Below are 23709 nucleotides of genomic sequence, written 5' to 3'. Positions count from 1 at the left end.
AGTCATGGGAATTTTTGATAGCTTATATACAGGGGTTAGCGGTATTAGAGCTGCTGAACTTCAAATTAACACAACAGGTAATAATATCTCTAATGCAAATGCGGTGTTTTATACTAGACAAAGAGCTGTGCAAAGTTCGGGTATGTCTCTTGATAGAGGTGGCTTACACCTAGGAACAGGTACGCAAATTGATACTATTAAAAGATTGCATGATGAGCATTCTTATTATGAGTTAAAAAACGCTACCACTCAGCAAAACTATACAAATTATTTAGGACAAATTTTACAAGAAGCAAGCCAAAGATTTCCTGATATGCAAGGAACTGGTATTTTACAAGATTATAAAAACTACTATGATGCGTGGAATAACTTTGCTTCTAATCCAAGTGATGGAGCAAGTAAAATAGATCTTGTTAATAGCGCAAATACACTAACTCAAAACATACAAAAAACCTTGCAAGATCTTAATAAAATGCAACAAACTGTTAATGAGCAAATTCAACAAACTGTAGATGAAATTAATAATATTGGTCAAGAAATTGCAAATATTAACAAACAACTTGAAAATGAAGAAGTTTTACCTACTGATAATGCAAATCAATTAAGAGATAAAAGAGATGAGCTTGAACTTAGACTTTCAAAACTAGTCAATGCAGTAGCTTGGAAAGGAAAAAGCTCTCAGGATAGCACTTTAGAATCCACCATGACTGATTCTGGAAGATACTATGATTTAAGCATTCAAGGCTTTAGTATAGTCAATGGCTCTAGCTTTCATCCTTTAAAACTAGACAATAACAACCCTAATGGTTTTTATCAAATTTATTATGAAGTAAATGATGAAAACCGCTATGATTTAACTAGTAAAATTTCAGGCGGACAGCTTGGAGCTCAACTTGATCTTAGAGGTAGAAACTATGATGGCAATCACGATACTTACAGCGATGGAAAATTGCAAGAGTATAAAGATATGCTCAATACCTTTACAAAAACACTCATAACCCAAACTAATAATGTCTATGCTCAAGCAGCTACAGATAGAGTCAATTCAGATGATTTAAAAGGTTTAAAGCCTGATACTTCTTTAATGAGTTATGATAAAAATATCCAAGCGGGTAGTTTTGATATCATTATATATGACAACGAAGGTAAAGAAGCAGCTAAAAGAACTATAAAAATAGATGTTAATACCACTATAGAAGATATTATTAAACAAATCAATGCAGATATAGATGATAATCACGACGGAAAACCTGGTAATGATTTAAATGATTATTTTCAAGCCTTTTATCATTATGATGGAAAAAGTGATAGCGGAAATTTCCAAATCAATGGCTTAAAAGAAGGTTATAAAATAGCTTTTAAAGATAATGGCACAAATTTCCCGGGTGCTTTAAATGTATCTTCATTTTTTAATGGTCAAGATGCAAGCAGTATTAATGTAAATTCAAGCATCAGAAATGATCCAAACAGCTTAAAAGCAAGTTCAAACGGAGTTGATGGAAACAATGATGTAGCTAATGCTATGTTGCAACTTCAAAATCAAAAAGTAAATTTTTATAATAAAGATGGTACAGTAGATACTATGACTTTAGATGGATATTATAGAAAATTTACAGGCCAAATTGCTTCAGATGCCGAAAGCAATGGTTTTGCACATGCAACTAATATGACAGTATTTAATACAGCCTATGCAGAATATCAATCAAAAAGTGGTGTAAATACTAATGAAGAATTAGCAGCACTCATACAATATCAAGCAAGTTATGGTGCTGCAGCTAAAATCGTAACTACCGTTGATCAAATGCTTGAAACCTTACTTGGTTTAAAATCTTAATGCAAATTAAAGCTCTTTTAGATGAAGCAATTTTAAGCAAAAACACTCAAAAAGAGCTTTTTTCTCATCCTGATCCTTTACAAATTGCAAGTATTTATAAAGATGAAACCATAGCCTTACTTTGTGCTTTATTTGCTTATGGAAATGCTAGAAATATTGTAAATTTTTTAAACAAACTTGATTTTTCCTTACTTGAAAGAAATGATGAGATTATTAAAAAAGAATGCAAAGATCTAAAATATCGCTTTCAAAACTCTCAAGATATAGCTCAAATTTTCATCACACTTAAACGCTTAAAAAATGAAGATAGTATAGAAAATATTTTTACCAAAGCTTATCAAAAAGAGCAAAACATCACACAAGCAATAAAAGCTTTCATAGAAACAATTTACAAGCTTAATCCTTATAAAAGTTATGGTTATGAATTTTTCTTTTCAAAAGAATTTAGCATTCCAAAAAGTCCTTTAAAAAGATACAATATGTATCTTAGGTGGATGGTAAGAAAAGATGAGCTTGATTTGGGTTTGTTTAAAAATATAGACAAAAAAGATTTACTCATACCCTTAGATACTCATACTCATAAAGTTTCATTAAAACTTAAGCTTTTAAAGCGTAAGATTTATGATTTTAAAAGTGTTTTAGAGCTTACGCAAAGTCTTAAAAAATTTGATCCTGCTGATCCTATAAAATATGATTTTGCTCTATATAGAATCGGACAAAACAAGGAAAGCTTATGGAGCTTGAATTAACTTATTATGTGATTTTATTTTTTGTTGCTGCTTTTGCAGGATGTGTTGATGCGATTGTAGGTGGTGGTGGACTTATTACCATACCTGCTTTATTTGCTTGTGGAATTCCTCCTCATTTAGCCCTAGCTACTAATAAACTTCAAAGCACCTTTGGCTCACTCACTGCGGTTTTAGCTTATAGAAAATCTATGCATATAGAAAAGATAGCTTTGGGAATTTTATTTACTGCTATTGGTGCAGCCATTGGAACTTATGCGGTTTTACTAATAGATCAAAATGCTGTTAAAATCATTGTATTAATTTGCCTTGTTTTAATCTTTTTATATACTATTTTCAAACCTGATTTAGGCCATGTTCATAATAAAGCCAAAATGAGCACCACAAGCTTTCAAATCACTTTTGGTTTATTACTTGGCTTTTATGATGGCTTTTTAGGGCCTGGAACCGGGTCTTTTTGGATTTTTGCTTGTGTTATATTTCTTGGTTTTAGTATGAAAAATGCAAGCATTAATACTAAAATCTTAAATTTTACTAGCAATGTAGTAGCCTTAGGGGTATTTTTATACTCTTATGAAGTACTTTGGAAAGTTGGTATTTTAATGGGTATAGGTCAAGTTTTAGGCGCCTTTGTAGGCTCAAAACTAGTTTTAAAAACACAAGGAACTTTTATCAAAAAACTTTTTTTAACTATGGTTGCTTTAACTATAGCTAAGGTTGCTTATGATTATCTTGCTTAAATTCCTTGACTAATTTGCCACATAGGTAAAAATACACCCAAGGCCAAAACTAAAATCGAACTCGCCATAAAAATTGTCATCAAAGGTTCTAAAATAACCAAAAGTCTTTGGGTGTAATTTTCTTTTTTATATTCATAAAATAAAGCAAGCTCATAAGTACTTTCATCTAACTTAGAACTTTTTAAAGCTAAATTTAACATTCTTATCACAAAAGGCTCAAAAAGCCTTGTGTTAGAAAAAGCTTGAGCTAAATCAAATCCTGATTCAAATGAAGTCTTTACAATAAACATTTTATTTTTAAAAAATTGATTTTCTATACCTTCACAAGCAAGCTCAAAAGCTCTTTTTATATCCACCCCTGCTTTCAATAAATAAGAAAAAATCAAGAAAAAACAAAATTTATCTTGATAAAATATTATTTTTCCAAAAATGGGAGAATAAAAAAGAATTTTATGAAAAAACAAAGACTTTCTAAAAGAATAAGCAAGTATTATAAAAATTCCCACACCTAATAAAATAAATACATAAAAATGTTTAAAAAAATCTCCTACAATAAAAAGAATTTGAGTAATTTTTGGCAAATCTAATTCAAGTTGTAAAAATAAAGTTTGAAATTCAGGCAAAACCAAAATCATCAATACAAAAAAAGCTAAAATAATACATGTAAAAACAAAAAGTGGATAAGTTATAGCCTTTTTAAACTGCTTAAAACTATGAAGGTTTTTTTCTTTTAGATTAATGATAATCTCAAAAGCCCTATATAAATCCTCCTTACCATCACAAATTTTTAAAACAGCACATTCTCTAGAATTTAAAACACTTCTAAAAGCTTCATTGTAAGAGCTTCCATTTTTGAGTTTATTATAAATCACACTAAATATTTTAGCTATATGCACATCATAATTTGATCTTGTAAATTCTAAAATAGCCTCTTGTAAGCTTAATCCTGCTTTTAAAACCATACTTAAATCTTTAAGGATAAAAATAAGCTCTTCTTCTTTAATTTTATGTTTTGTTACTCCAAAATACTCTTCAATACTAATAATATTTTCAAATGATTTTTGTGCAAGATTTCTAGCTTCATATAGATTTTTGGCTTTAATTATACATTGCTTTTGCTCTTTGTTTAAAGCATAAAAAATAATAAATTTTTTCAAAAACCAATCTTTCTTAGCTCATCTACACTTGTCAAACCAAGCTTAACTTTTTCCAAAGCATCCCTACCTAAAGTTAAAAAGCCTTTTTTTAAAGCATAAGTTAAAATATTTTCATAATTTGCATTATTTTCTATCATACTTTTTAAATTATGATCTAAAAATAAAAACTCAGCCACCATTAAACGCCCTTTATATCCACTATACATACACTTAGCACAACCCTTTGCTTTATAAAATTTTCCTTCAAAAACTTGATTTTGAAAATGAAATTTTTCATTGCTAAGTTCTTTACATTCACATAGTTTTCTTACCAAGCGTTGGGCTATAATCAAATTAAGCGCATAAGCTATTAAATATTCTTTTACACCCATATGCTTCATTCTAAAAATAGCTTCTATAGCACCATTAGTATGCAAGGTGCTTAAAACTAAATGTCCACTTAAAGAAGCTTTTAAAACTATATCTAAACTCTCATCATCTCTAATTTCACCCACCATAATCACATCAGGATCTTGCCTTAAAACCGCTCTTAAAGCTTTATGAAAATCAAAGCCAGTTTTAGAATTTAACAAAATTTGCTGAGCATGTTTAAGTTTATATTCTATAGGATCTTCTAGAGTAATAATTTTTTTATTTTGATCAAGCTCGTTTAAAATAGCATGCATAAAAGTACTTTTACCACTCCCTGTTGGCCCACAAAATAAAATCAAACCATAAGGTGCATTCATGTATTTTTTTAATGAGGTTAAATTTTCTTCTTTAATAAAAAGTCTATCAAGTTTTAAAACATACTCATCTTGTTTTAAAATCCTAACCACCACACTTTGCCCAAATAACAAAGGCATAATTGAAATTCTAAAATCATATTTTTGCTCTAAAATAATCTTAGAAAAACTCCCATCTTGGGCTTGTCTTTGCTCTGCTACATTAAGCAAAGCAATGATTTTTATATGCATTAATAAAGCCTGATAAGAACTCACATCAAAACTGTGGATATATTTTAATTCTCCATCTATTCTAAATCTTATCAAAACTTCATTTTCTAAAGGCTCCAAGTGAATATCACTTGCTCTTAAAAAACAAGCATAAGTTAAAATCAAATTCAAAAACTGCTCTAATAAAAACTCATCTTTATTTTCATCACTTTTTAAATTAAGTTCTAATTTATCAAGATAGTTTTGAAAGCAAATTAAAAATTTAATCCTTTCTAGTAAGAATTTAAATTGTGTAAAATCACAAAGGAAAATTTTAATAACCTTTAAGCGATATAAATTTTGTATTTTTTCTAAAATACTCTCATCTAAAGGTTTTAAAGAAGCTATATGAATATTTTCATCATCTTCATAAAAACAAAAAATATTATATTGTTCTATTAAAGAAAAAGGTAAAACATGGAGATATTTTTCTATTTTAAGAGTTTGATTTAAGTCTAAAATTTCTAATTTATACTCTAAAGCTAATTCTTGCAAAGAAAGTTCATTTAAAGCTTTTATTGTTTTTGTATCATTCAAAATAATTTCCTAAAAGTTTTTCATACTCTTCTTTAGCTCTTAAAGCATCTTCATGCTTTCCAAGTTTTATTTTAGCATTGATAAAAACTAACCATGCTTCTTTTTCTAACAACTCAAATTCATTTGCCTCAATAGCCCAAAAAATAGCCTTTTTATAATCTTTGATTTGATAAAAATATTTAGCTAAATTTAAGGCATTTTCATAACTTGGATGATTAATAAATTTTTCATAAAATACATTTTGCTCAAAACTTTCATTTTGAATATTCATTGCATTTAAAAAAGACAAACAAATTAAAAAATTAAAACATATCATCTTCATGTTCAAAACCTAATTCTTTTAAACTCAACACTTTTTTATCAGCTCTTATTAAACTTGGCTTGATGATAAAAACTATTTCGCTAATATCTTCTAAATTTTGCTTTCCTTGAAATAAAGCACCAAAAAGTGGTATTTTAGATAAAGCACTTACTTCGTTATAATTACTAATCGTATTTTTACTAATCAATCCGCCCAAAATTAAAGTTTGTCCATCATCAACTTCAACTACAGTAGAAAGCTTTTTTTGTATGGTATCAGGCGCTATATTTCTTGGTTTATTTTGTCTGTGATTATCAACACTATATTTAAAATCACTCAAACTAGGATTTATTCTAAGCATGATTTTGTGATCATCTGAAATTTCAGGCAAAATATTTAGTAAAATTCCTACAAAAATAGAATAATTATTATAAGTTTCACTAATGGTTGTACCATTTTCAGTGCCCTTAGAACTTTCTTTTACTTGATAATTAATCGTATCACCTATGGAAATAATAGCTTGTTGATTATTAAGTGCCATGAGTTTTGGGTTAGAAAGTACAGTAGTTTTACCATTTTCTTGTAATAAATTTAAAATAGCCTTAGTTTCAACATTAGCTTTAAGATTGATATTTCTAACACCGCCTTTATTGATTATAAAATCATTATCATCTCCATTAAGTTTAAAAGCAAGCTCTTGCCAGTTAATCCCGCTTGAATGACTTTTATTTAAATGTACTGCAACTATACTTACATCAATTAAAACTTGCTTTTTAAGTCTTTTATTTAAATCTTTTAAATATTTTTCAACCCTTGTAAGCTCATACAAAGTAGCATTTAAAGTAATAATCCCTGCATTAGTATTAATAATAGGCTTAGTTGTATTTTCATCTAATAAAGCTTGTATTTCTTCTGAAATTTTTTCCCAAAAATCAAATTTATCTGTGCTAATGACTAGATTATCTGCTTCTTTAGTGCTATCATAATCACCCTGTTTAGGTCTTGAATCCACTGAAGCTTTAGTAACGCTTTGCCCTTCTCTAATAGAGCTTATATAATGCACTTTAAAAGTTTTAACTTGTCTTCCATAAATTTTTAAAATATTTTTTTCATACTCATAAGCAAGATTATTTTCCATCAATAAAAGTTTAAAAATTTCTCTTAAAGACATTTTTCTTATGTGTAGATAATTTTGGGTATGATTTAACTTTTCTCTGGCTAATGAATCTTTTATTATAATGCTAAAACCACATTCTCTACCAAGTTCATTTAAAATTTCAATCAAAGAAGTTTTATTTTCTACACTTATATCAAAAAAGCGCTGATGGCACTGTGAGGCAAAAACATTTGTAAAAGTTAAAATACTAATAAATAAAAATATTATTTTTTTCATACAATTTTAAAACCATGATTTTTTCTTCCTTTATCAATATAACTTGAGAATTTTTAATCTCAACAATCTTAAAACCTTCAATATCATCATTCAAAACATACCATTTATCATTAATCTTAACTTTATTAGAAACGATAGCTTGTAAGGAAAAATCAGATTTTATATTTGTAGTTTTTTGAAAAAAAGGATCTTGAATCAAAGAAAAATCAACATCATTACAACTTTGATTCAAAAATGGGTACTTAGCACCAAAAGCACCAAGCACCCATAAACTCACAAGTAAAAATCGAAGCAAATTTTAGTTTTCATTACTAAAATCAGCACTTGCTAAGCGTTTAAGTTGTCTATAACGGCGTTGTGCTTCTGCTTTATTTTTTTCAAATAATTCTTTTGCTTGTTCAGGATTTGATTTTTTAAGTGAGCTATAACGCACCTCATTCATTAAAAAGCTTTCATATAAATCCCAATCAGGCTCTTTAGAAGAAATTGTTAAAGGATTTTTACCTTCAGCTTCTAAACGCGGATCATAAATATAAGTTGGCCAATATCCACATTTTGTAGCAAGCTCTGCTTGATTTCCTGAATTTCCAAGCCCACCTTTAATACCATGAGCTATACAAGGAGAATAAGCTATAATCAAAGAAGGCCCATCATAAGCTTCTGCTGCCATTATTGCTTTTAACAACTGTGCATAGTTTGCATTAGAATTTACTTGAGCTACAAAAATATAGCCATAAGTCATAGCAATTTGGCCTAGATCTTTTTTCTGTATTGGCTTACCTGCTGCAGCAAACTGCGCTACTGAACCTGTTCTTGAAGATTTTGAGCTTTGACCTCCGGTATTTGAATATACTTCAGTATCAAGCACTAAAATATTTACATTTTCACCACTTGCTAAAACATGATCAAGCCCACCATAACCTATATCATAAGCCCAACCATCACCACCAAAAATCCAATGTGATTTTTTACTTAAATAGCTTTTAAGTTCTAAAATATCATTTACAGTTTTAATCTGTTTATTTTCTTCTAGCAATGGCACTAACTTATCTCTTAGTTCTAAAGAAGCTTTAGAATCTTCTTTATTTGCAATCCATTCTTTATATAATGCAGAAAGTGCATTAGGAACTTCTTGCATACTTTCATTCATAATTTGCTCTATTTTATGTCTTGTTGTTTCAGTTGCTATTTTCATACCAAGACCAAATTCAGCATTATCTTCAAATAAAGAATTACCCCAAGCAGGCCCATGACCATTTTTATTGCTTTTTCTATATGGAGTTGAAGGAGCTGAACCACCATAAATAGAACTACAACCTGTTGCATTAGCAATAATCATTCTTTCACCAAATAATCTAGTGATTAAAGTGATATAAGGAGTTTCCCCACAACCTGGACACGCACCATGGAATTCAAATAAAGGTTGAGCAAATTGAATACCTTTTGCATTTTCTCTATTTAAGATATTATCTTTATAACTTACTTTTTTGAATAAATAATCTGCATTTTCTTGCTCACCATGATCAAGCTCTTCACCTAGTGGTACCATTACTAAAGATTTTTCTTTAGTAGGACACTCATGCACACAAAGCTCACAACCTGTACAATCAAGCGGTGAAACTTGAATTTTGAAATTCAATTTTTGATCTTTTACGCCTTTTGCGTTTAAGCTATGTTCTTTCACGCCTGCTGGAGCATTTTCTAATTCTTTTTCATCTATTAAAAATGGTCTAATAACCGCATGTGGACATACTGAGGCACATTGGTTACACTGAATACAATTAGTTTCTATCCATCTTGGCACCATAACACCGACGCCTCTTTTTTCATACTCAGTAGTACCATGCTCAAAACTACCATCTTCATAGCCCAAAAATGCTGAAACTGGTAAATCATCACCCTTAGCTGCATTCATAGGTTTTGCGATTTTTTCAACAAACTCGGTGCCTTTATAAGCTATAGTTTCTTCTTTTGCTTCATCAGCTAAATTTGCCCAAGAAGGATCAATATCAACTTTTACAAGTCCATCTGCACCTACATCAATAGCTTTATAATTCATCTCAACTATAGCATCACCTTTTTTGCTATATGATTTATAAGCTAATTCTTTCATATATTTTTGTGCATCTTCAAAAGGAATGATATTAGCAAGTTTGAAAAATGCTGATTGCATGATTGTATTTGTTCTACTACCTAGTCCTATTTCCCTAGCAAGTTTTGTAGCATTAATGATATAAAAATTAATTTCTTTTTGCGCTAAAACTCTCTTAACTGCATTTGGAATTTTTTTAATAGTTTCTTGCGCACTCCAAATACTATTTAAAAGGAAAGTTCCTCCTTTTCTAATACCTGCTAAAACATCATAAATTTCTAAATAAGCAGCAACTGAACACGCTACAAAATGCGGCGTAGAAACTAAATAAGTTGAAGTGATAGGTTTTTTAGAAAATCTTAAATGGCTTCTTGTATAACCACCTGATTTTTTAGAATCATAAGCAAAATAAGCTTGCGCATAAAAGTCTGTTTTATCCCCTATGATTTTAATAGAGTTTTTATTTGCACCTACAGTGCCATCAGCACCAAGTCCATAGAATAAGCACTCTATAGTACTTTCATCACCCAAAGAAATTTTTTCTCCCACAGGCAATGAAGTAAAGGTCACATCATCATTAATTCCTATGGTAAAACCATCTTTTGGATTTGCTTGATTTAGATTTTCAAAAACTGCTATTAGCTGAGCAGGATCTACATCTTTCGAAGAAAGTCCATATCTACCACCAACGATTAAAGGTGCTTTTTCTTTTCCATAATATGCACTTTTTAAATCCAAATAAAGTGGCTCGCCTAAACTTCCTGGCTCTTTAGTTCTATCTAAAACAGCTATTTTTTCAACACTTTGAGGCATTACATCAAATAAATATTTTAAACTAAATGGTCTATATAAATGAACTTTTAAAACCCCTACTTTTTCGCCTTTACTGTTTAGATGATCTACAACTTCTTTTAAAGCTTCAGTCACTGAACCCATTGCTACTACAATGCGTGTTGCGTTTTTATCCCCATAATATACAAAAGGTTTGTATTCTCTTCCTGTGATTTTTGAAATTTCTTGCATATATTCATTAACAATATCAGGAATAGCTTCATAATATTTATTTGCTAACTCTCTTGTTTGAAAATAAATATCATCATTTTGAGCCGTACCTCTTGTTTTTGGATTTTCTGGATTTAGACAGGAATTTCTAAATTCTAATAAAGCTTCACGGTCAAGCAAACGATCAAAATGTGCATAATCCATTACTTCGATTTTTTGGATTTCATGGCTTGTTCTAAAACCATCAAAAAAATGCATAAAAGGTACTCTACCTTTAATAGCTGCTAGGTGTGCAACACCTGCTAAATCCATACTTTCTTGCACAGAATGCGAGCAAAGCATAGCAAAGCCTGTTTGTCTTGCAGCATAAACATCTTGATGATCTCCAAAAATAGATAATGCTTGAGAAGCTAAAGCCCTAGCTGCCACATGGATAACCCCAGGTAAAAGCTGACCTGCGATTTTATACATATTTGGTATTTTTAATAAAAGCCCTTGAGATGCTGTATAAGTAGTAGTTAAAGCACCTGCTTGTAAAGAACCATGAACTGTCCCTGCTGCTCCTGCTTCACTTTGCATTTCTACAACTTTAACTGGCACTCCAAAAAGATTTTTTTTCCCTTGAGAAGCCCATATATCAGTATAATCAGCCATAGGAGAGCTTGGAGTGATAGGATAAATTCCAGCAACCTCTGTGAATGCATAGGCAGCATAAGCTGCTGCTTCGTTACCATCCATTGTTTTCATTATTTTACTCATTTAATTATCCTTATAATTAAAATAATTACTTAAAATCAATAGCTACTTTATCTTTAATTGTCTTAAACAATGATAAAAATTTTTTATTATTTATGTGTATAGGGTTTGAATGTGAAATTATCGGATATTTTTTATATGTTTTACAGCTTCATAAGTATTTTCAAAAAGTGGAATTTTAAATTTAGCTAAACTTTCCTTACTTTCATAACCACTACTTACTGCTATGGGTTTAACGCCAGCATTACAAGCTGCTTGAATATCTAAATGAGTATCTCCGATCATAAATGCATTTTCTTTGCTTTTAGATAATTTTTCTAAAGCTAACAAAATAGGCTCAGCATTTGGTTTTGGGTAAGTTACATCATCTCTACCTATAATAACTTTAAAGTATTTTCCTATACCCAAATGATCAAGTAAAGGTTTGGAAAATTTAGAACTTTTAGTCGTTACAACAGCTAAATCAGCAAATAAACTAGCTTCATATACACTTTCTTTTGCCAAAGAAAGCAAAGAAGTTTGCTCTATATAGATTTTTTGATATACGCTTCTGTAAGCATTAATATGCTCACTTGTTTTTTCTTTTGCCACACCAAGCTTTTCAAAAGCTACATCCAAAGGAAAACCTATCAAAGCCTTAATAGCTTCATGATCTCTTAAAGGCTCATTAAAAGCTTTAAAAGCAGCATCAAATCCATCTAAAATGGCACTTGTAGAATCTATCAAAGTGCCATCTAAATCAAATAAAATTGTCTTTTTTAGCAAAGTTTATTCTTTAATAAAAAATTTTGCTTCAACGCGTCTATTTTGCGCACGACCTTCTTTGGTATCATTGCTTGCTTTTGGCTTTTCAAAACCATAGCCTTTAGTTACAATTTTTTCTTTAGCAACACCTGATTTTTCAAGTTCTTTCGCAACTGCCTTAGCACGCTCTAATGATAATTTTTGATTATAAGCCTTAGGACCTGTACTATCTGTATGGCCTTCTAAAATAGTATAGTATTGAGGATTTTCTTCTAAGATCTTACCCACTTCTTGAATTTTTTGAGCAAATTCTGGATTTATATTAGTCTGATCAAAACCAAAATGTCCCTCAAGGGCTATTGTTTTTTCACAACCTATATGATCAAGCAAAGCACCTTTTCTTGGTTCTGAACATGTTTTATCGATTTGTTTTACTTGTGGCTTTTCTTCAATTTGTTTTGTTTCAACATTAGGAGTTTTTGGAGCTTTATTGCCAAAATAAAAACTTAAACCAACACTAGAAATTAAATTATGTTCGCCATTGTTGAATTTAATTTGATCTCTTGCTTCAAGTCTTAAAGCTAAATCTTCTCCAAGCGCGAATTTAAAACCTGCACCATATTGAGCAAACATACCACTTTTATTTTCATAAGCCCCATGACTTAAATACTCATAACCTGTTCCTAATAATCCATATAAATACACATGATTAGCTAAATCAATTCCTTTAATAGCATTCACATAAAATCTCGAAACACTAGTATTTGTATGTGTATTATCATTTGGATTATTATATTTTGCATTATCATAATACTCTAAACCAAGTTCAGCTTGATCTATCCATAAATCATCATAGTGATAGCCAAATCTTAAGCCAACTCCACCATAATTTTTAAGATCTAAATTTCCTTCTGGTGTTGTATAGTTAAAGGTCGGGGTTATTTCTATTTTGCTAGCATCAAAAGCAAATAAAACACTAGCTAAACTAACTAAGCTTATAATTTTTTTCATAACAATCCTTATAAAATAAATTGAGCGATTATATAAAAAAGAAGATTAAAATAAAATAAGCCCCTTTTTGGGAAAGGGGCTTAAATTTACTACAAAAAGGAGGTTTCCCTGATCGGACTTTGAAATTATAAAAGTTTATTCTAAACAAAAAATCCTTTGATTTTAAACAAAACAAAAATATATGAAAAAATGTGATTTTAAAAATAAAAGAGAGAGTGGATCCAAAAAATGGATCCAAAAAAGATTAACGTTTAGAGAACTGTGGACTTCTTCTTGCTTTTCTGCGACCGTATTTTTTACGCTCAACAGTTCTACTATCTCTAGTAAGAAGTCCTTTTGGTTTTAATAATGCTCTAAAATCTGCATCCATAGCAGCTAAAGCTCTTGAAATACCATGTCTTAAAGCTTCAGCTTGAGCGCTATATCCACCGCCTAAAGTTGTTGCTTTAATATCCATAGAAGTTTCTTGTTTAGTTACTAATAAAGGCTGAACTACTTTTAATTTTATAGCTTCATGTCCGCCAAGCCAAGTGTTTAAATCCATACCATTAACGATGATTTTACCACTACCAGCTTTTACCCAAACTTTAGCTACAGCGGTTTTTCTTTTACCTGTTGCGTATGTTGTTGCCATGATTATTTTCCTTTATTAGCAATTTGAGCAGTATGAGGGTGTTCGCTACCTGCATAAATTTTTAATTTTTTAAGCATAGCTCTACCTAGGTTTGTTTTAGGTAGCATACCACGAACTGCTAATTTATATAATTTAACTGGATTTTTTTCTAATAAATCACCAAATTTTTCACTTTTTACGCTTCCAAAATACCCTGAATGTCTGTGGTATAGTTTATCTTCTGCTTTATTTGCACCTGTGAAAACTGCTTTAGAAGCATTGATAATGATTACATAATCTCCACAATCAACATTTGGAGTATAGCAAGGTTTATTTTTACCTCTTAAAATAGTCGCTACTTCTGTTAAAAGACGACCAAAACGCTTTCCTTCAGCGTCTAAAACGATCCATTCGCGTTTTACTTCGTTTGGCTTTGTTATCTTTGTCATCATCTTACCTTTGCCAAAAATTTTTTTAAAAATGAGATTATAATTATTTTATCTTAATTAATACTTAATTTAAGAATACTTAAAGTTTAAATATTTTGATTAATTCTTGAAGATAAAAGTAAAATAGCACATTTTAAGTAAGTTCTTTATAAAATAACTTTTTATTATATTAAAAATAAGGTTTTATTTTGTTTTCTTTAAAATTTAAAACTCAAGAATATAGAATTTGCAAGCATTGCTCAGAATTTAACCCCGACAAAGACGCTAAATTTTGTATATTTTGCGGAAAAGAATTATACCATGTTGCAAGACAAAAATTTGATTATATTTATAGTAAAAATCCTGCTATCATAGTTGCTTTTTTAGCAAAAGTTGCCAAAGTAGATAATAAAATCATCACTCAAGATTTATCTAAATTTATATCTTCTTTACTTGATAAGATAGAAATGTTTTATACTAAAGAGTATAGTGGCTTTAGAAATACTTATGCAAATATTTTTGAGTATGAGAAAAATCAAGGTAGAAGCATTAGTGAGCTTTGCTCTAACATACGCATAAGCAAGAAAGAAGCAGATTTTCTTATATGTTTATTGCTTGATCTAATATATTATGATAAACAAATGAGTGCAAATGAAAACACCTTAATGGAAAATATCATCATAGGACTTGGGTTAAACCTCATAAGCTTTAGAGAAATAAAAATAAGATATGAGCAAATTTATAATTTCACACATGAAAACACTCAGCAAAAACAAGAAAAACACCAAGATAAAATAAAAATCACCCTAGAACAAGCCTATGAAATTTTAAATTCTCATCCAAATGATGATTTTGAAAGCATAAAGAAAAATTATAGAAAACTAGCTAAAGAATACCACTATGATAATCTTCATTCTAAAGAGCTTCCACCTGAACTTTTAAAGATAGCCCAAGAGATGATGAAAAAGATCAACCTAGCCTATGAAATCATAAAACAAGCAAGAGGTGAATGATGCTTATTTGCAAATGTTGCAATATGAAAAATTTAGATGTAGCTAAATTTTGTAAAGAATGTGGAAGTAATGAACTATATGATCCACAAGCAAAAGAAAAACTAGAAAAAGAAAGACAAAGACAAGAAGAATTAAAAAAATTAGAAGAAGAAAGAAAAAAGAAAATCGAAGAAGAGATAAAAATAGCCCAAGAAGAAAGAGAAAAGAAACTCAAACAAAGAAAAGAATTCATCACAAAACACAAAAGTAAAATCATAGCTAGTGCGATAATTTTGTTTTTGATAGCTTTAGCTAGTGTGTATCAGTATTTTTATGGTGGAAAATATAGCCGAATTTACACAAGCAAACTTGAAAGTAAATGCCACAGCGATGAAGCAAGTTGTAAAATACTCCAAGCTATCTACAAAGAAAAATGTGACAAGGGAGATAGTAAAGCTTGTATAGGTGCTTATATACACAAACATAAGGATCTAAGAGCTATCAAAGATAATAATCAATGGAATTTAGTCAATGAAAATAATAAAATTTTAGTTGAAAATGCATTTGATTATACGTGGGGTTTTAATGAAGGTTTGACTGGTGTTAAACTGAATGGTAAATGGGGTTTTATTGATACAAGTGGAAAAATTGCAATAGAACCTAAATTTGATGGTATAGGATATTTTAGTGAAGGTTTAGCAGCAATTAAACTGAATAATAAGTGGGGTTTTATAGACAAAAACGGAAAGTTGATAATAAAACTTAATTTTGATGGTGTGTGGAGTTTTAGTGAAGGTTTGGCTGGTGTTAAACTGAATGGTAAGTGGGGTTTTATTGATACAAGTGGAAAAATTGCAATAGAACCTACATTTGATAATGTAAAACTGGATTTTAGAGAAGGATTAGCGGAAGTTAACTTAAACGGAAAATGGGTATATATTGACAAAAAAGGTAATATTATAAAAGATTAAATTATCATACTAGGGTTGAAAAATAAAAAATAATATAGCAAAACTTTAGAAATTTAAAACAATTGAGAATGGCTGTAAATTATGCTACATCCATTTTTTAGAATATTCTAAATATTTTTTATTGTTATTTAACACCACTAAAGCTTCTTTGGCTCTTGTTAATGCAACATAGGTTCTAAAGTCATTACAAATACTACTTTTATTTTCACTAACATAAATAATTACTTTGTTTTCCATACCTTTAAAACTGTTTATGGTAGATATTGTCACAGCATCACTTTCTAACGAGAAATCATCTTTATTATCAAACATATGTTCAATGTTTATATTGTTTTTAACTAAAAAAACACATCATGCTATGCCCTATATTTTTATTGGGTACTAAAATGCTTATATCTTTTAGTTTATATTTCTCATTTATGAAAAACCTACAATAATATAAAATTTATCATACAGATCTTTTTCTTCAATATTCTCCCAAACCAACGAATACAAATCTAAAGTATTTTCATTTATGATAATTTCTGAATTTAAAAAATTACCAAAGTTCTTATCAGGATGATTTTCTAAATAATCCTTTAAGAATGTTTCAAAAAATAGATTAGTCTTGTGAATTAAACTTGGCAAACGGGTAGATCTTTTCACTTCTTTTAAAACACCCCAAGCACCTTTAAATTTGTATTTATATCCACCCATACTTTCTTCAATCCATGATACACTTCTGTTATATAAATTTTGTCTATCATCAGCTGCTAATAAAACTTCACTATTTTCATCTAAAAAATAAAGCAAAATATCAAACCACTCTTTTTTAAAATCTTGTGCTTCATCTATTAATATTGCATCGTATTTTCTATTTTTCGAATTTGATTTTTTTTCTTGAAGTTTTAAAACCTGCTCTATTAAAGCACATTCATATAAATCAAAATTATTGCCATATTTTTTTACTTCTAATCCATTTTCTTCTACATATAATTTAATAAATTCATGAAAATGATTATATTCTATAAATTTCCATTCAAAATCTTTGCATGTTTTATTTATTTGGTCTCTTATATATCTTTTTAATGTTCTATTAAAACAAATAATTAATACTTTTTTGTTAGCTATTGCTATATTTACCGCTTTTTGTGCAACAACCAGGGTTTTTCCACTCCCTGCAACCCCTTTTAATCTTCTCCATGTTTTTGGAATATGTTCTATAAGTCTTTTTTGTTGTTGTGTTAAATTTATATATTCTCCATTTTCTTTTTTGTGTTTTTTTGGAAGTAAAAAATCTCTTATTTCGTTTGGTGATTTTATAAAGCTATTTGGATAATTTATTATAAATTTAATTAAGTTATATTTTTTATCACATCCAAAAATTTCAATACCTCTTTCCCCTATAAAGTCAATGACATCTTGGGTGTAGCTATTATAAAAATAATGAATACAAATAGCAGGAAGTTGCTTAAAATAATTAAATTGAGTTTTATATCTTCTAAGCTGAGAATTTGGATTAGCTATTTCAGAACGTCCACCATTGGTATATTTATAATATTTATTCTTTTTACTATCTTTTTCAAATCTTTCTAATTTCCAATCTTTAATTTCGATAATAAATACACCTTTATGCTCGTGAAAAAGAATAATATCAGGTCTATTTCCATTCAAATTAGGTTGGACATAAATTTCATAATCCTCTGGTAAATTATCATTTAAATATTTAATTAAAAATTTTTCACCATCAGTAGATTTATAATTTGAATTTACAATAAAACATCTCATACGATTTCCTTAAACCTCCGCTATTTCCACTTTATCCTTTAAAACATATACCAAAAAAGCCTTAGTGGAAGTCTTGGCTAAGATTTTTTCTATGGCTTCTTTGTAAAGCAAAACTTGCTTTTTATGCTCGTTTAAATTTAAACCCGTTTTATAGTCTATAATGATAGCTTCATTATCATCAAATGCGAGCATATCAAGCTGTTTTTGCTCACCTTTATAAGTGATGATTTGCTCTTTTAGTAGCTTTTTACCCGCTAAAAGCGCGTTAAAGCTCTCATCTTTTAAAAGCATAGTAAGTCTTTTAAAAAGCTCATTAAAACTTTCATCATCTAAGTAAAAACGATATTTTTTATATACCATTTGCTTGCAAAATTCAAAATTACTTTTAGTGTTAAAGTCAAAATATTGCAAAAACTCATGCAAAGCTAAGCCAAAATGTATTTGCGTGCTTGAAAGATGACTTTTTACTTTAACTTCTTGCAAATTTACCTTTTGAAATTCTTCAAAGTTTTCTATTTGTTCTAAATTTTCTAAAGGCTCTTTTGTTTTTGAAAGCTGTTCTTCTATAGCGCCTATTTGCTTTTCCTCGTAGTCTTGAAAATAACTCTTAAAGGTTTTAAAACTCTCATCGTTTTTTATGATAAAAAGAGAATTTTTAGCTCTAGTAAGTGCTACATATAGACAATTTATCTCATCTTCTACTTGAAGTTTTTCTCTTTTAGCTAAAAAGGTATTGTAATTTTGATCTTCAAGATATTTTCTAGCACTATGCCTGTATTTTACTTCCCAACCTTGCTCTAAATCATACTCAAACATTAAAGTTTCATTATCCGGAGCTTTTTTACTAAGTCTATCAAGTACGATTAAATTTTCAAATTCAAGCCCCTTAGATTTATGCACGGTCATAATGCTTACTCCATCATCTTGAACTTGTAAAGACTTTAATTCACATGGAGCAAATAAAAAATCAAAGAAATTATCAAAAGCACTTGCATACTCTAAATATGCGATGAGATTAACATCGCTTAAATCAAGTTTTAAAACATGCACTAAGTATTTTAAAATCTCACCTACACTGCGGTTTAAATCAAGCGTGATAAACTCAAGCTCTTTTTCTAAAATACTACTTGCAAAGTACAAGCTAAACTCATCTTTAAGCACACAAGCCTTTGCATACTCAAAAAGCACTCTTACGCTAATACAATCCATCAAAGCTACATTGCTTTGCGTATAGGCTTTAATGTCATTTTCTTCAAGAAATTCTTTCATTAAAGTAGCGTCTTTGTTAATCCATACCAAAATACAAATTTCACTGAGCTTTACGCCTTTTTCTAAAAGCTTTTGGATGATCTTTAAAACTTCTTTGCCACTTGCTTCATGTAAAGAACTTTTTGGTGGGATATGGTTTTGTAAAACTTCCACATATCCACCTTCTTTAATGCTTTTTTGCAAAGTAAAGCTAGGATTTAAAAAGCTATCAAAAAATTTATCTTTAAAGACTTCATTTACATAATCAACAATGATCTTTTTACTACGATAATTAGTATCTAAATGCTCTAATTTAATTTGTGGAAAATCTTTTAAAAGCTTATCAAAAAGCTCTTTTTTACCCCCTCTAAAACCATATATGCTTTGCTTTTTATCCCCCACATAAAAAAAGCTTCTATTTTTTTTCACTCCCTCGCCTGAAACAAGCTCAGCAATGATGGGTTTTAAAATTTGATACTGCAAAACATTAGTATCTTGAAATTCATCGATTAATAAATGCGAAATATAACCATCGAGTCTAAAATAAATCAAATCTTTATTAGTTTCATCACTAATTAACTCATGAGTTTTTAAAGCTATATCTGAAAAAGTCAGTGCATTTTGCTTGGCATTGTTTTCGTTTCTTGCTTCTTTAAAATGCGCTAAAAGCTTTGCAAGCATACTAATGCGGTAATTTTCCATTTGAGTAAAATACTCTTTTGCACTTTGTAAAAACTCTGCTCTTTTTTGTAAAAATTCGCTATCGATGACTTTTACAAAATATTTTTTATCTAAATCACAAATAATAGGTTTAGTAAAGAAATCTTCTATGTTTTCAAATTCGAAATTTTTTTGATAGTTTTTATCTGTGCTTAAATTTCTTGCATAAGCTATAAACTCACTTAAGCTTTTTTCTAAAAAAGTTTTATTTGGAAAATGTGCATTTTGTATAGATTTTATTTCACAAGATCTTTCATACAAGCTTTCAAGATTTTGCAAAAAATCACTTTTACTTTTTGTTTGGACAATGTAATAAGCTAAAGCTCTTAATTCTTCTTCGTCTAATTTAGAAATGAAATTTTTATAACTATCTTGACTTTCTATAATGTCAAAATCACTCATAAGACCTAAATTTAAAGCAAAAGAACGAATGATTTGTGAAAAAAAGCTGTCAAAAGTGTAGATATTAAGCTTAGATCTTAAAAACTCATCTTTGTATTTTTCTCTTAAAGCTATAAGCTCATCTTTGCTTTTACCTAGCATTTTCATAAGCTCATTACATTCTGCTTTATTCTCTCCATTTTCAAGCACATCAAATTCTAAAAAGGTTTTAAAAACTCTTTCTTTCATTTCACTTGTAGCTTTATTAGTAAAAGTAAGGGCTAAAATTTCATTAATCTTAGCTCCCATTAAAACCAAAGCTACAAAACGCACACTTAATGCAAAAGTTTTCCCACTTCCTGCACTAGCTTCTAAAGCTAAAAAAGGCTCAAAATGATAACTCAAAGTTTAAACTCCTTTTTATAAAGCATGGTATAAGGGCTGTAAGTATTGTCGTTTTTTTGATTAAAAAATTCTTTTTCCAAAGGTTCTTTAGCAAGCTCATTAAGTAAATCTTTCAGTTCTTGCACGCTCTTGCTTTTAGCATTTTCATGTATGATTTTGATGTTTTTTAGATCATAAAAACAAGCTTTTGTATTTAATAAGGCATTTTGATTTTCTAATAAAAACTTATAAAAAGCAAGTTGATAAGACTTTTCATCTGCCTTACCACTTTTATAATCTATAATCAATCTTTCATTGCCATTATTATCTACTCTATCTAAAAAGCCTATGGCGTGAATTTTCACTCCATTTTCTGCAATAAATTCTTTTCTTGGTGGATTAAATTCACATTTTTCTACCACATAACCTTGCTTAAAATGCTCATTTTCAAGTGTTTGAAATTCTTTAAATATAGTTTGTATTAAAGCTAAATTTAGCGCATCAACTCGGTATTGTTTAATGTTTTTTACCACTTGCATAAAAACTTCATAATCAAAATGATTTTTAGATTTTTGTGTATAATAAAGCTCTAAAGCCTTATGGATAAAACTCCCCAACTCATTTGCTCTAAGTGTATCATCTAAAGTCTTTGGCTCTTTTAATCTTAAAACATACTTATAATAATAATCCAAACCATAATGTACAAGAAGATGAAATCTTGAAAAAGAAAGATCGCTTTGAAAATAATCATGTTTTGCTTTAATACTTACAATAGGCTCAAGATTAAAAGCACATGGATAAGTTTGAAAATATTTCACATAAGCATTATTGCTATAAGTTTTATCTTCATAAAGTGGAAATTCAAGCTCGTTTAAAAATCTTGATTTGATTTTTTCTTCATTTTCCACATAAGAAATTCCAACTAATTTTGCCTTGGCTATTAAAGTATAATAATAATGTCTTTGTAAATTTTCTCTTTGAGCATGAGTGATAAGTCCTGCTTTTTTACGAATTTCATTATTTAAAAATAACTCGCTTGAAACTCTTTTTGGGATAAATTCATCATTAAAATCAACTATAATTACCCCATCATATCTAAGTCCCCTACTTTCTAAAAGTCCCATTACAGTAACTTCACCACCACCAACACTGCTTAGTTTTATACCATCAATTTGCATAAAAAATAATTCTAAAATTTGCACAAAGCTTAACTTGTGTGTTTTTACAAGCTCTTTGATAAAAATAAGCTCTTGATGTATATAATTTTTTAATTCCTCATCACTATCTTCTAGCAAATTAAAAATAAAATTCTCAAAAAAATCATAAGAAATATTTTCATCAAAAAGCTTTTTAAACTCTGCAAAATCAACGTTAGAAGAAAAAAAGTGCAAATTGCACAAATGTTTGTTTAAATTACACCTTTCATAAAATTCTTTATTTTCTTCATACTCAAACTCATCATCTTTAGCACTTTCATACAAAGACTTTAATCTATGATAAAAAAGTGTGTTTTTAATACTCTCTCCACTTGCATAGTTTAAAACATTGTTTTTATCATAAAGTCTTAAAATATCTACAAAATTCTCATCAGGAGTAATCACTACAATATCTTTTGCGTTTATACCGGATTTTAAAAAAGAATTAATTTTTTCAAAAACAAAAGCAGCTTGTAAAGATCTTAAATGAAAACTTTTGTAACTAATTTTACTTTCTTTAAAAAAGCACTCTTCTTTTAAAATTGTTTTTTGATTTACATCAAACAAATAAGCATGATTTTCCTTAAGATAAAGTCCTTGTAAAAAGCTAAGAGTATTTAAAAAATCTTTATTAAATTTAGTGCAATTAAACTGCACTTTAAGAGGAAGTATTTCCTTAACTTTTAACAAAAGCTCTACTTCAAAGGCATTTAAAAAACCTTGAAAATCAAAAATAATCTCATCATAATTTTTTAAAAAACCACTATTAATTTCATAATCTAGTGGCAAAGAAATATCATCATATAAATTTTGCTCTTTTAATAAAGTAAGATAATTTTTAAAAAGCTCTTCTAAAATTTGCAAATGCTCATCATACTGAGCATAAGCATCATGAAATTTTAATGAGTTGATATCTTTTTTTTCTAAACTAAGCTCTTTAAAGAAACTAAATAAATAAGCATTGTTTTTTAAGAAAGCAAAAAAATTACTCGGTATTTTTAAACTTTGCTCTAAATTTTTAGTTTGCTCACAAGCCTTTTTCATCAAAAGCAAACACTCATAATGAGTTGCTTGAAAATGTGGAGAAAAAACTAATTTTTGCATAAATTCAGCTATACTCATAGCCGGTTCTACTAAACTATCAATCTGTAGTTTTTTCTCATAATATTTTCTTAAAGCCCTTAGTGAGCTAAATACAAAAAGTTTCATTATTTAGTCTGCAAAAAGAATTTAAAAAATCCTACACTATTTTCATCTTGAGTGATTTTTAAAAGTATTTGCCAAACACCTTTTTCTTTAATATTAAAATCAAACACCAAATCACTTCCTTCTAATCTTACTTGCAAATTCTCATCATTTACATTTGTATGTGGACGCGAAAGTAAAGTTTGGATTTGAAGCTTACTTAAGTCATAATCTTTTAAATTTTCAATTGCAATCCTAAGCTCATTTTGTCCTTCATTGATATAATAAACTTGATTTTTCTTATGCATAAAGCTTTCTTTGTCTTTAATGCTTAGCTTAAAATTTTCATCAAAAGTCTTTTGTCTGTTTTGAATTTCATTATAATTTAACTCTACATTTTGATAAGAATCAAAATAAAAATTATCTTCATACACAGGAGCCTTGCTTGCAATAAAAATCGTAACAATACAAGCTATAACAATAAGCCCCAAAGAAATCAAAATGCCATAAGGCCAAAATGTTTTCTTATTTTCCATT

General features: G+C 29.0%; 20 protein-coding genes and 1 pseudogene. 6 read left to right on the top strand and 15 right to left on the bottom strand.

All coding sequences use genetic code 11. The annotated features are described in order from the left end of the window. Positions 1-4 precede the first annotated feature (4 nt). Genes flgK through L8W68_RS01845 form a run of 3 tightly spaced genes read left to right on the top strand, consistent with a single transcriptional unit; the run spans position 5 to position 3320 of the window. A complete protein-coding gene (flgK, locus tag L8W68_RS01855) occupies positions 5-1834 on the top strand; it encodes a flagellar hook-associated protein FlgK (RefSeq protein WP_263674796.1) in 1830 nt (609 codons plus the stop codon). Continuing rightward, positions 1834-2583: a TIGR02757 family protein gene (locus L8W68_RS01850; protein WP_263674795.1), complete on the top strand. Its 750-nt coding sequence runs from the start codon at positions 1834-1836 to the stop codon at positions 2581-2583. Before flgK ends, L8W68_RS01850 begins: the two co-directional genes overlap by 1 nt. Further along, positions 2568-3320, top strand: coding sequence for a TSUP family transporter (locus L8W68_RS01845; RefSeq protein WP_263674794.1), 753 nt, complete (start codon positions 2568-2570; stop codon positions 3318-3320). Before L8W68_RS01850 ends, L8W68_RS01845 begins: the two co-directional genes overlap by 16 nt. Here L8W68_RS01845 and L8W68_RS01840 read toward each other — a convergent pair. The 10 genes from L8W68_RS01840 to rplM all read right to left on the bottom strand — a co-directional run bounded on the left by L8W68_RS01840 (position 3317) and on the right by rplM (position 14349). Next, positions 3317-4477: a type II secretion system F family protein gene (locus L8W68_RS01840; RefSeq protein ID WP_263674793.1), complete on the bottom strand. Its 1161-nt coding sequence runs from the start codon at positions 4475-4477 to the stop codon at positions 3317-3319. The two genes, L8W68_RS01845 and L8W68_RS01840, sit on opposite strands and share 4 nt — an antisense overlap. Next, the gene (locus L8W68_RS01835) at positions 4474-5988 is read right to left on the bottom strand and encodes a GspE/PulE family protein (protein ID WP_263674792.1); all 1515 of its coding nucleotides are present in this window, start codon (positions 5986-5988) and stop codon (positions 4474-4476) included. The genes L8W68_RS01840 and L8W68_RS01835 overlap by 4 nt, the downstream gene beginning before the upstream one ends. After that, positions 5981-6310: a hypothetical protein gene (locus L8W68_RS01830; RefSeq protein WP_263674791.1), complete on the bottom strand. Its 330-nt coding sequence runs from the start codon at positions 6308-6310 to the stop codon at positions 5981-5983. The genes L8W68_RS01835 and L8W68_RS01830 overlap by 8 nt, the downstream gene beginning before the upstream one ends. Further along, the gene (mshL, locus tag L8W68_RS01825; protein WP_263674790.1) at positions 6291-7682 is read right to left on the bottom strand and encodes a pilus (MSHA type) biogenesis protein MshL; all 1392 of its coding nucleotides are present in this window, start codon (positions 7680-7682) and stop codon (positions 6291-6293) included. The genes L8W68_RS01830 and mshL overlap by 20 nt, the downstream gene beginning before the upstream one ends. Beyond that, complete coding sequence (locus L8W68_RS01820) at positions 7654-7977, bottom strand: hypothetical protein (RefSeq protein ID WP_263674789.1); 324 nt, start codon at positions 7975-7977, stop codon at positions 7654-7656. Before L8W68_RS01820 ends, mshL begins: the two co-directional genes overlap by 29 nt. A gap of 3 nt (positions 7978-7980) precedes the next feature. Next, positions 7981-11535 carry a pyruvate:ferredoxin (flavodoxin) oxidoreductase gene (gene nifJ / locus L8W68_RS01815; protein WP_263674788.1) on the bottom strand — a complete coding sequence of 1185 codons (3555 nt, stop codon included), beginning with the start codon at positions 11533-11535 and terminating at the stop codon, positions 7981-7983. Positions 11536-11652: 117 nt separating this feature from the next. Then, positions 11653-12297: an HAD family hydrolase gene (locus L8W68_RS01810; protein ID WP_263674787.1), complete on the bottom strand. Its 645-nt coding sequence runs from the start codon at positions 12295-12297 to the stop codon at positions 11653-11655. Between the two features lie 3 nt (positions 12298-12300). Then, entirely contained in the window at positions 12301-13287 is a 987-nt protein-coding gene (locus L8W68_RS01805) for an OmpA family protein (protein WP_263674786.1), read from the bottom strand. 244 nt (positions 13288-13531) lie between these two features. Continuing rightward, entirely contained in the window at positions 13532-13921 is a 390-nt protein-coding gene (gene rpsI / locus L8W68_RS01800) for a 30S ribosomal protein S9 (RefSeq protein WP_039617655.1), read from the bottom strand. 2 nt (positions 13922-13923) lie between these two features. Then, positions 13924-14349, bottom strand: coding sequence for a 50S ribosomal protein L13 (gene rplM, locus L8W68_RS01795; protein WP_039617653.1), 426 nt, complete (start codon positions 14347-14349; stop codon positions 13924-13926). Positions 14350-14537: 188 nt separating this feature from the next. Between rplM and L8W68_RS01790 the strand changes: the two genes are divergently transcribed. The 3 genes and pseudogenes from L8W68_RS01790 to L8W68_RS08205 all read left to right on the top strand — a co-directional run bounded on the left by L8W68_RS01790 (position 14538) and on the right by L8W68_RS08205 (position 16291). Next, positions 14538-15341 (top strand): DnaJ domain-containing protein, encoded by an 804-nt coding sequence (locus tag L8W68_RS01790; protein ID WP_263674785.1) that lies wholly within the window; start codon positions 14538-14540, stop codon positions 15339-15341. Further along, a pseudogene (locus L8W68_RS08225) lies at positions 15341-16033 on the top strand (WG repeat-containing protein); the annotation flags it as partial. The gene L8W68_RS01790 and the pseudogene L8W68_RS08225, both read left to right, overlap by 1 nt. Further along, positions 16025-16291 (top strand): WG repeat-containing protein, encoded by a 267-nt coding sequence (locus L8W68_RS08205; RefSeq protein ID WP_412175551.1) that lies wholly within the window; start codon positions 16025-16027, stop codon positions 16289-16291. The pseudogene L8W68_RS08225 and the gene L8W68_RS08205, both read left to right, overlap by 9 nt. Positions 16292-16375: 84 nt before the next feature. On the opposite strand, the gene L8W68_RS01780 is transcribed toward L8W68_RS08205, so the two are convergent. From L8W68_RS01780 to L8W68_RS01760, 5 genes are all read right to left on the bottom strand, one after another. Continuing rightward, positions 16376-16603 carry a C-terminal helicase domain-containing protein gene (locus tag L8W68_RS01780; RefSeq protein WP_263674783.1) on the bottom strand — a complete coding sequence of 76 codons (228 nt, stop codon included), beginning with the start codon at positions 16601-16603 and terminating at the stop codon, positions 16376-16378. A 105-nt stretch (positions 16604-16708) separates the two neighbouring features. Continuing rightward, positions 16709-18058, bottom strand: a complete 1350-nt coding sequence (locus L8W68_RS01775) for a nuclease-related domain-containing DEAD/DEAH box helicase (protein WP_263674782.1) — start codon at positions 18056-18058, stop codon at positions 16709-16711. A 9-nt stretch (positions 18059-18067) separates the two neighbouring features. Next, positions 18068-20812: a RecB-like helicase gene (locus L8W68_RS01770; RefSeq protein WP_263674781.1), complete on the bottom strand. Its 2745-nt coding sequence runs from the start codon at positions 20810-20812 to the stop codon at positions 18068-18070. After that, positions 20809-23196, bottom strand: a complete 2388-nt coding sequence (locus L8W68_RS01765) for a PD-(D/E)XK nuclease family protein (RefSeq protein WP_263674780.1) — start codon at positions 23194-23196, stop codon at positions 20809-20811. The genes L8W68_RS01770 and L8W68_RS01765 overlap by 4 nt, the downstream gene beginning before the upstream one ends. Next, entirely contained in the window at positions 23196-23708 is a 513-nt protein-coding gene (locus L8W68_RS01760; protein WP_165955270.1) for a FixH family protein, read from the bottom strand. Before L8W68_RS01760 ends, L8W68_RS01765 begins: the two co-directional genes overlap by 1 nt. Position 23709: the final 1 nt, after the last annotated feature.

Origin of the sequence: Campylobacter sp. FU_497 (assembly GCF_025772425.1) — a bacterium.
Classification (GTDB): Bacteria; Campylobacterota; Campylobacteria; order Campylobacterales; family Campylobacteraceae; genus Campylobacter_D; species Campylobacter_D lari_C.
Note: the sequence above shows the minus strand (reverse complement) of the source record. Positions and strands in the feature narration are given on the sequence as shown.

What these genes read in the sequence shown, in the direction of transcription:
- L8W68_RS01845 (WP_263674794.1), top strand. Translation starts at nt 2,568, where the DNA reads ATGGAGCTTGAATTAACTTATTATGTGATTTTATTTTTTGTTGCTGCT.
- L8W68_RS01805 (WP_263674786.1), bottom strand. Translation starts at nt 13,287, where the DNA reads ATGAAAAAAATTATAAGCTTAGTTAGTTTAGCTAGTGTTTTATTTGCT.
- L8W68_RS01780 (WP_263674783.1), bottom strand. Translation starts at nt 16,603, where the DNA reads ATGTTTGATAATAAAGATGATTTCTCGTTAGAAAGTGATGCTGTGACA.
- L8W68_RS01775 (WP_263674782.1), bottom strand. Translation starts at nt 18,058, where the DNA reads ATGAGATGTTTTATTGTAAATTCAAATTATAAATCTACTGATGGTGAA.
- L8W68_RS01830 (WP_263674791.1), bottom strand. Translation starts at nt 6,310, where the DNA reads ATGAAGATGATATGTTTTAATTTTTTAATTTGTTTGTCTTTTTTAAAT.
- rpsI (WP_039617655.1), bottom strand. Translation starts at nt 13,921, where the DNA reads ATGGCAACAACATACGCAACAGGTAAAAGAAAAACCGCTGTAGCTAAA.
- rplM (WP_039617653.1), bottom strand. Translation starts at nt 14,349, where the DNA reads ATGACAAAGATAACAAAGCCAAACGAAGTAAAACGCGAATGGATCGTT.
- L8W68_RS01765 (WP_263674780.1), bottom strand. Translation starts at nt 23,196, where the DNA reads ATGAAACTTTTTGTATTTAGCTCACTAAGGGCTTTAAGAAAATATTAT.
- L8W68_RS01850 (WP_263674795.1), top strand. Translation starts at nt 1,834, where the DNA reads ATGCAAATTAAAGCTCTTTTAGATGAAGCAATTTTAAGCAAAAACACT.
- flgK (WP_263674796.1), top strand. Translation starts at nt 5, where the DNA reads ATGGGAATTTTTGATAGCTTATATACAGGGGTTAGCGGTATTAGAGCT.
- L8W68_RS01760 (WP_165955270.1), bottom strand. Translation starts at nt 23,708, where the DNA reads ATGGAAAATAAGAAAACATTTTGGCCTTATGGCATTTTGATTTCTTTG.
- nifJ (WP_263674788.1), bottom strand. Translation starts at nt 11,535, where the DNA reads ATGAGTAAAATAATGAAAACAATGGATGGTAACGAAGCAGCAGCTTAT.
- mshL (WP_263674790.1), bottom strand. Translation starts at nt 7,682, where the DNA reads ATGAAAAAAATAATATTTTTATTTATTAGTATTTTAACTTTTACAAAT.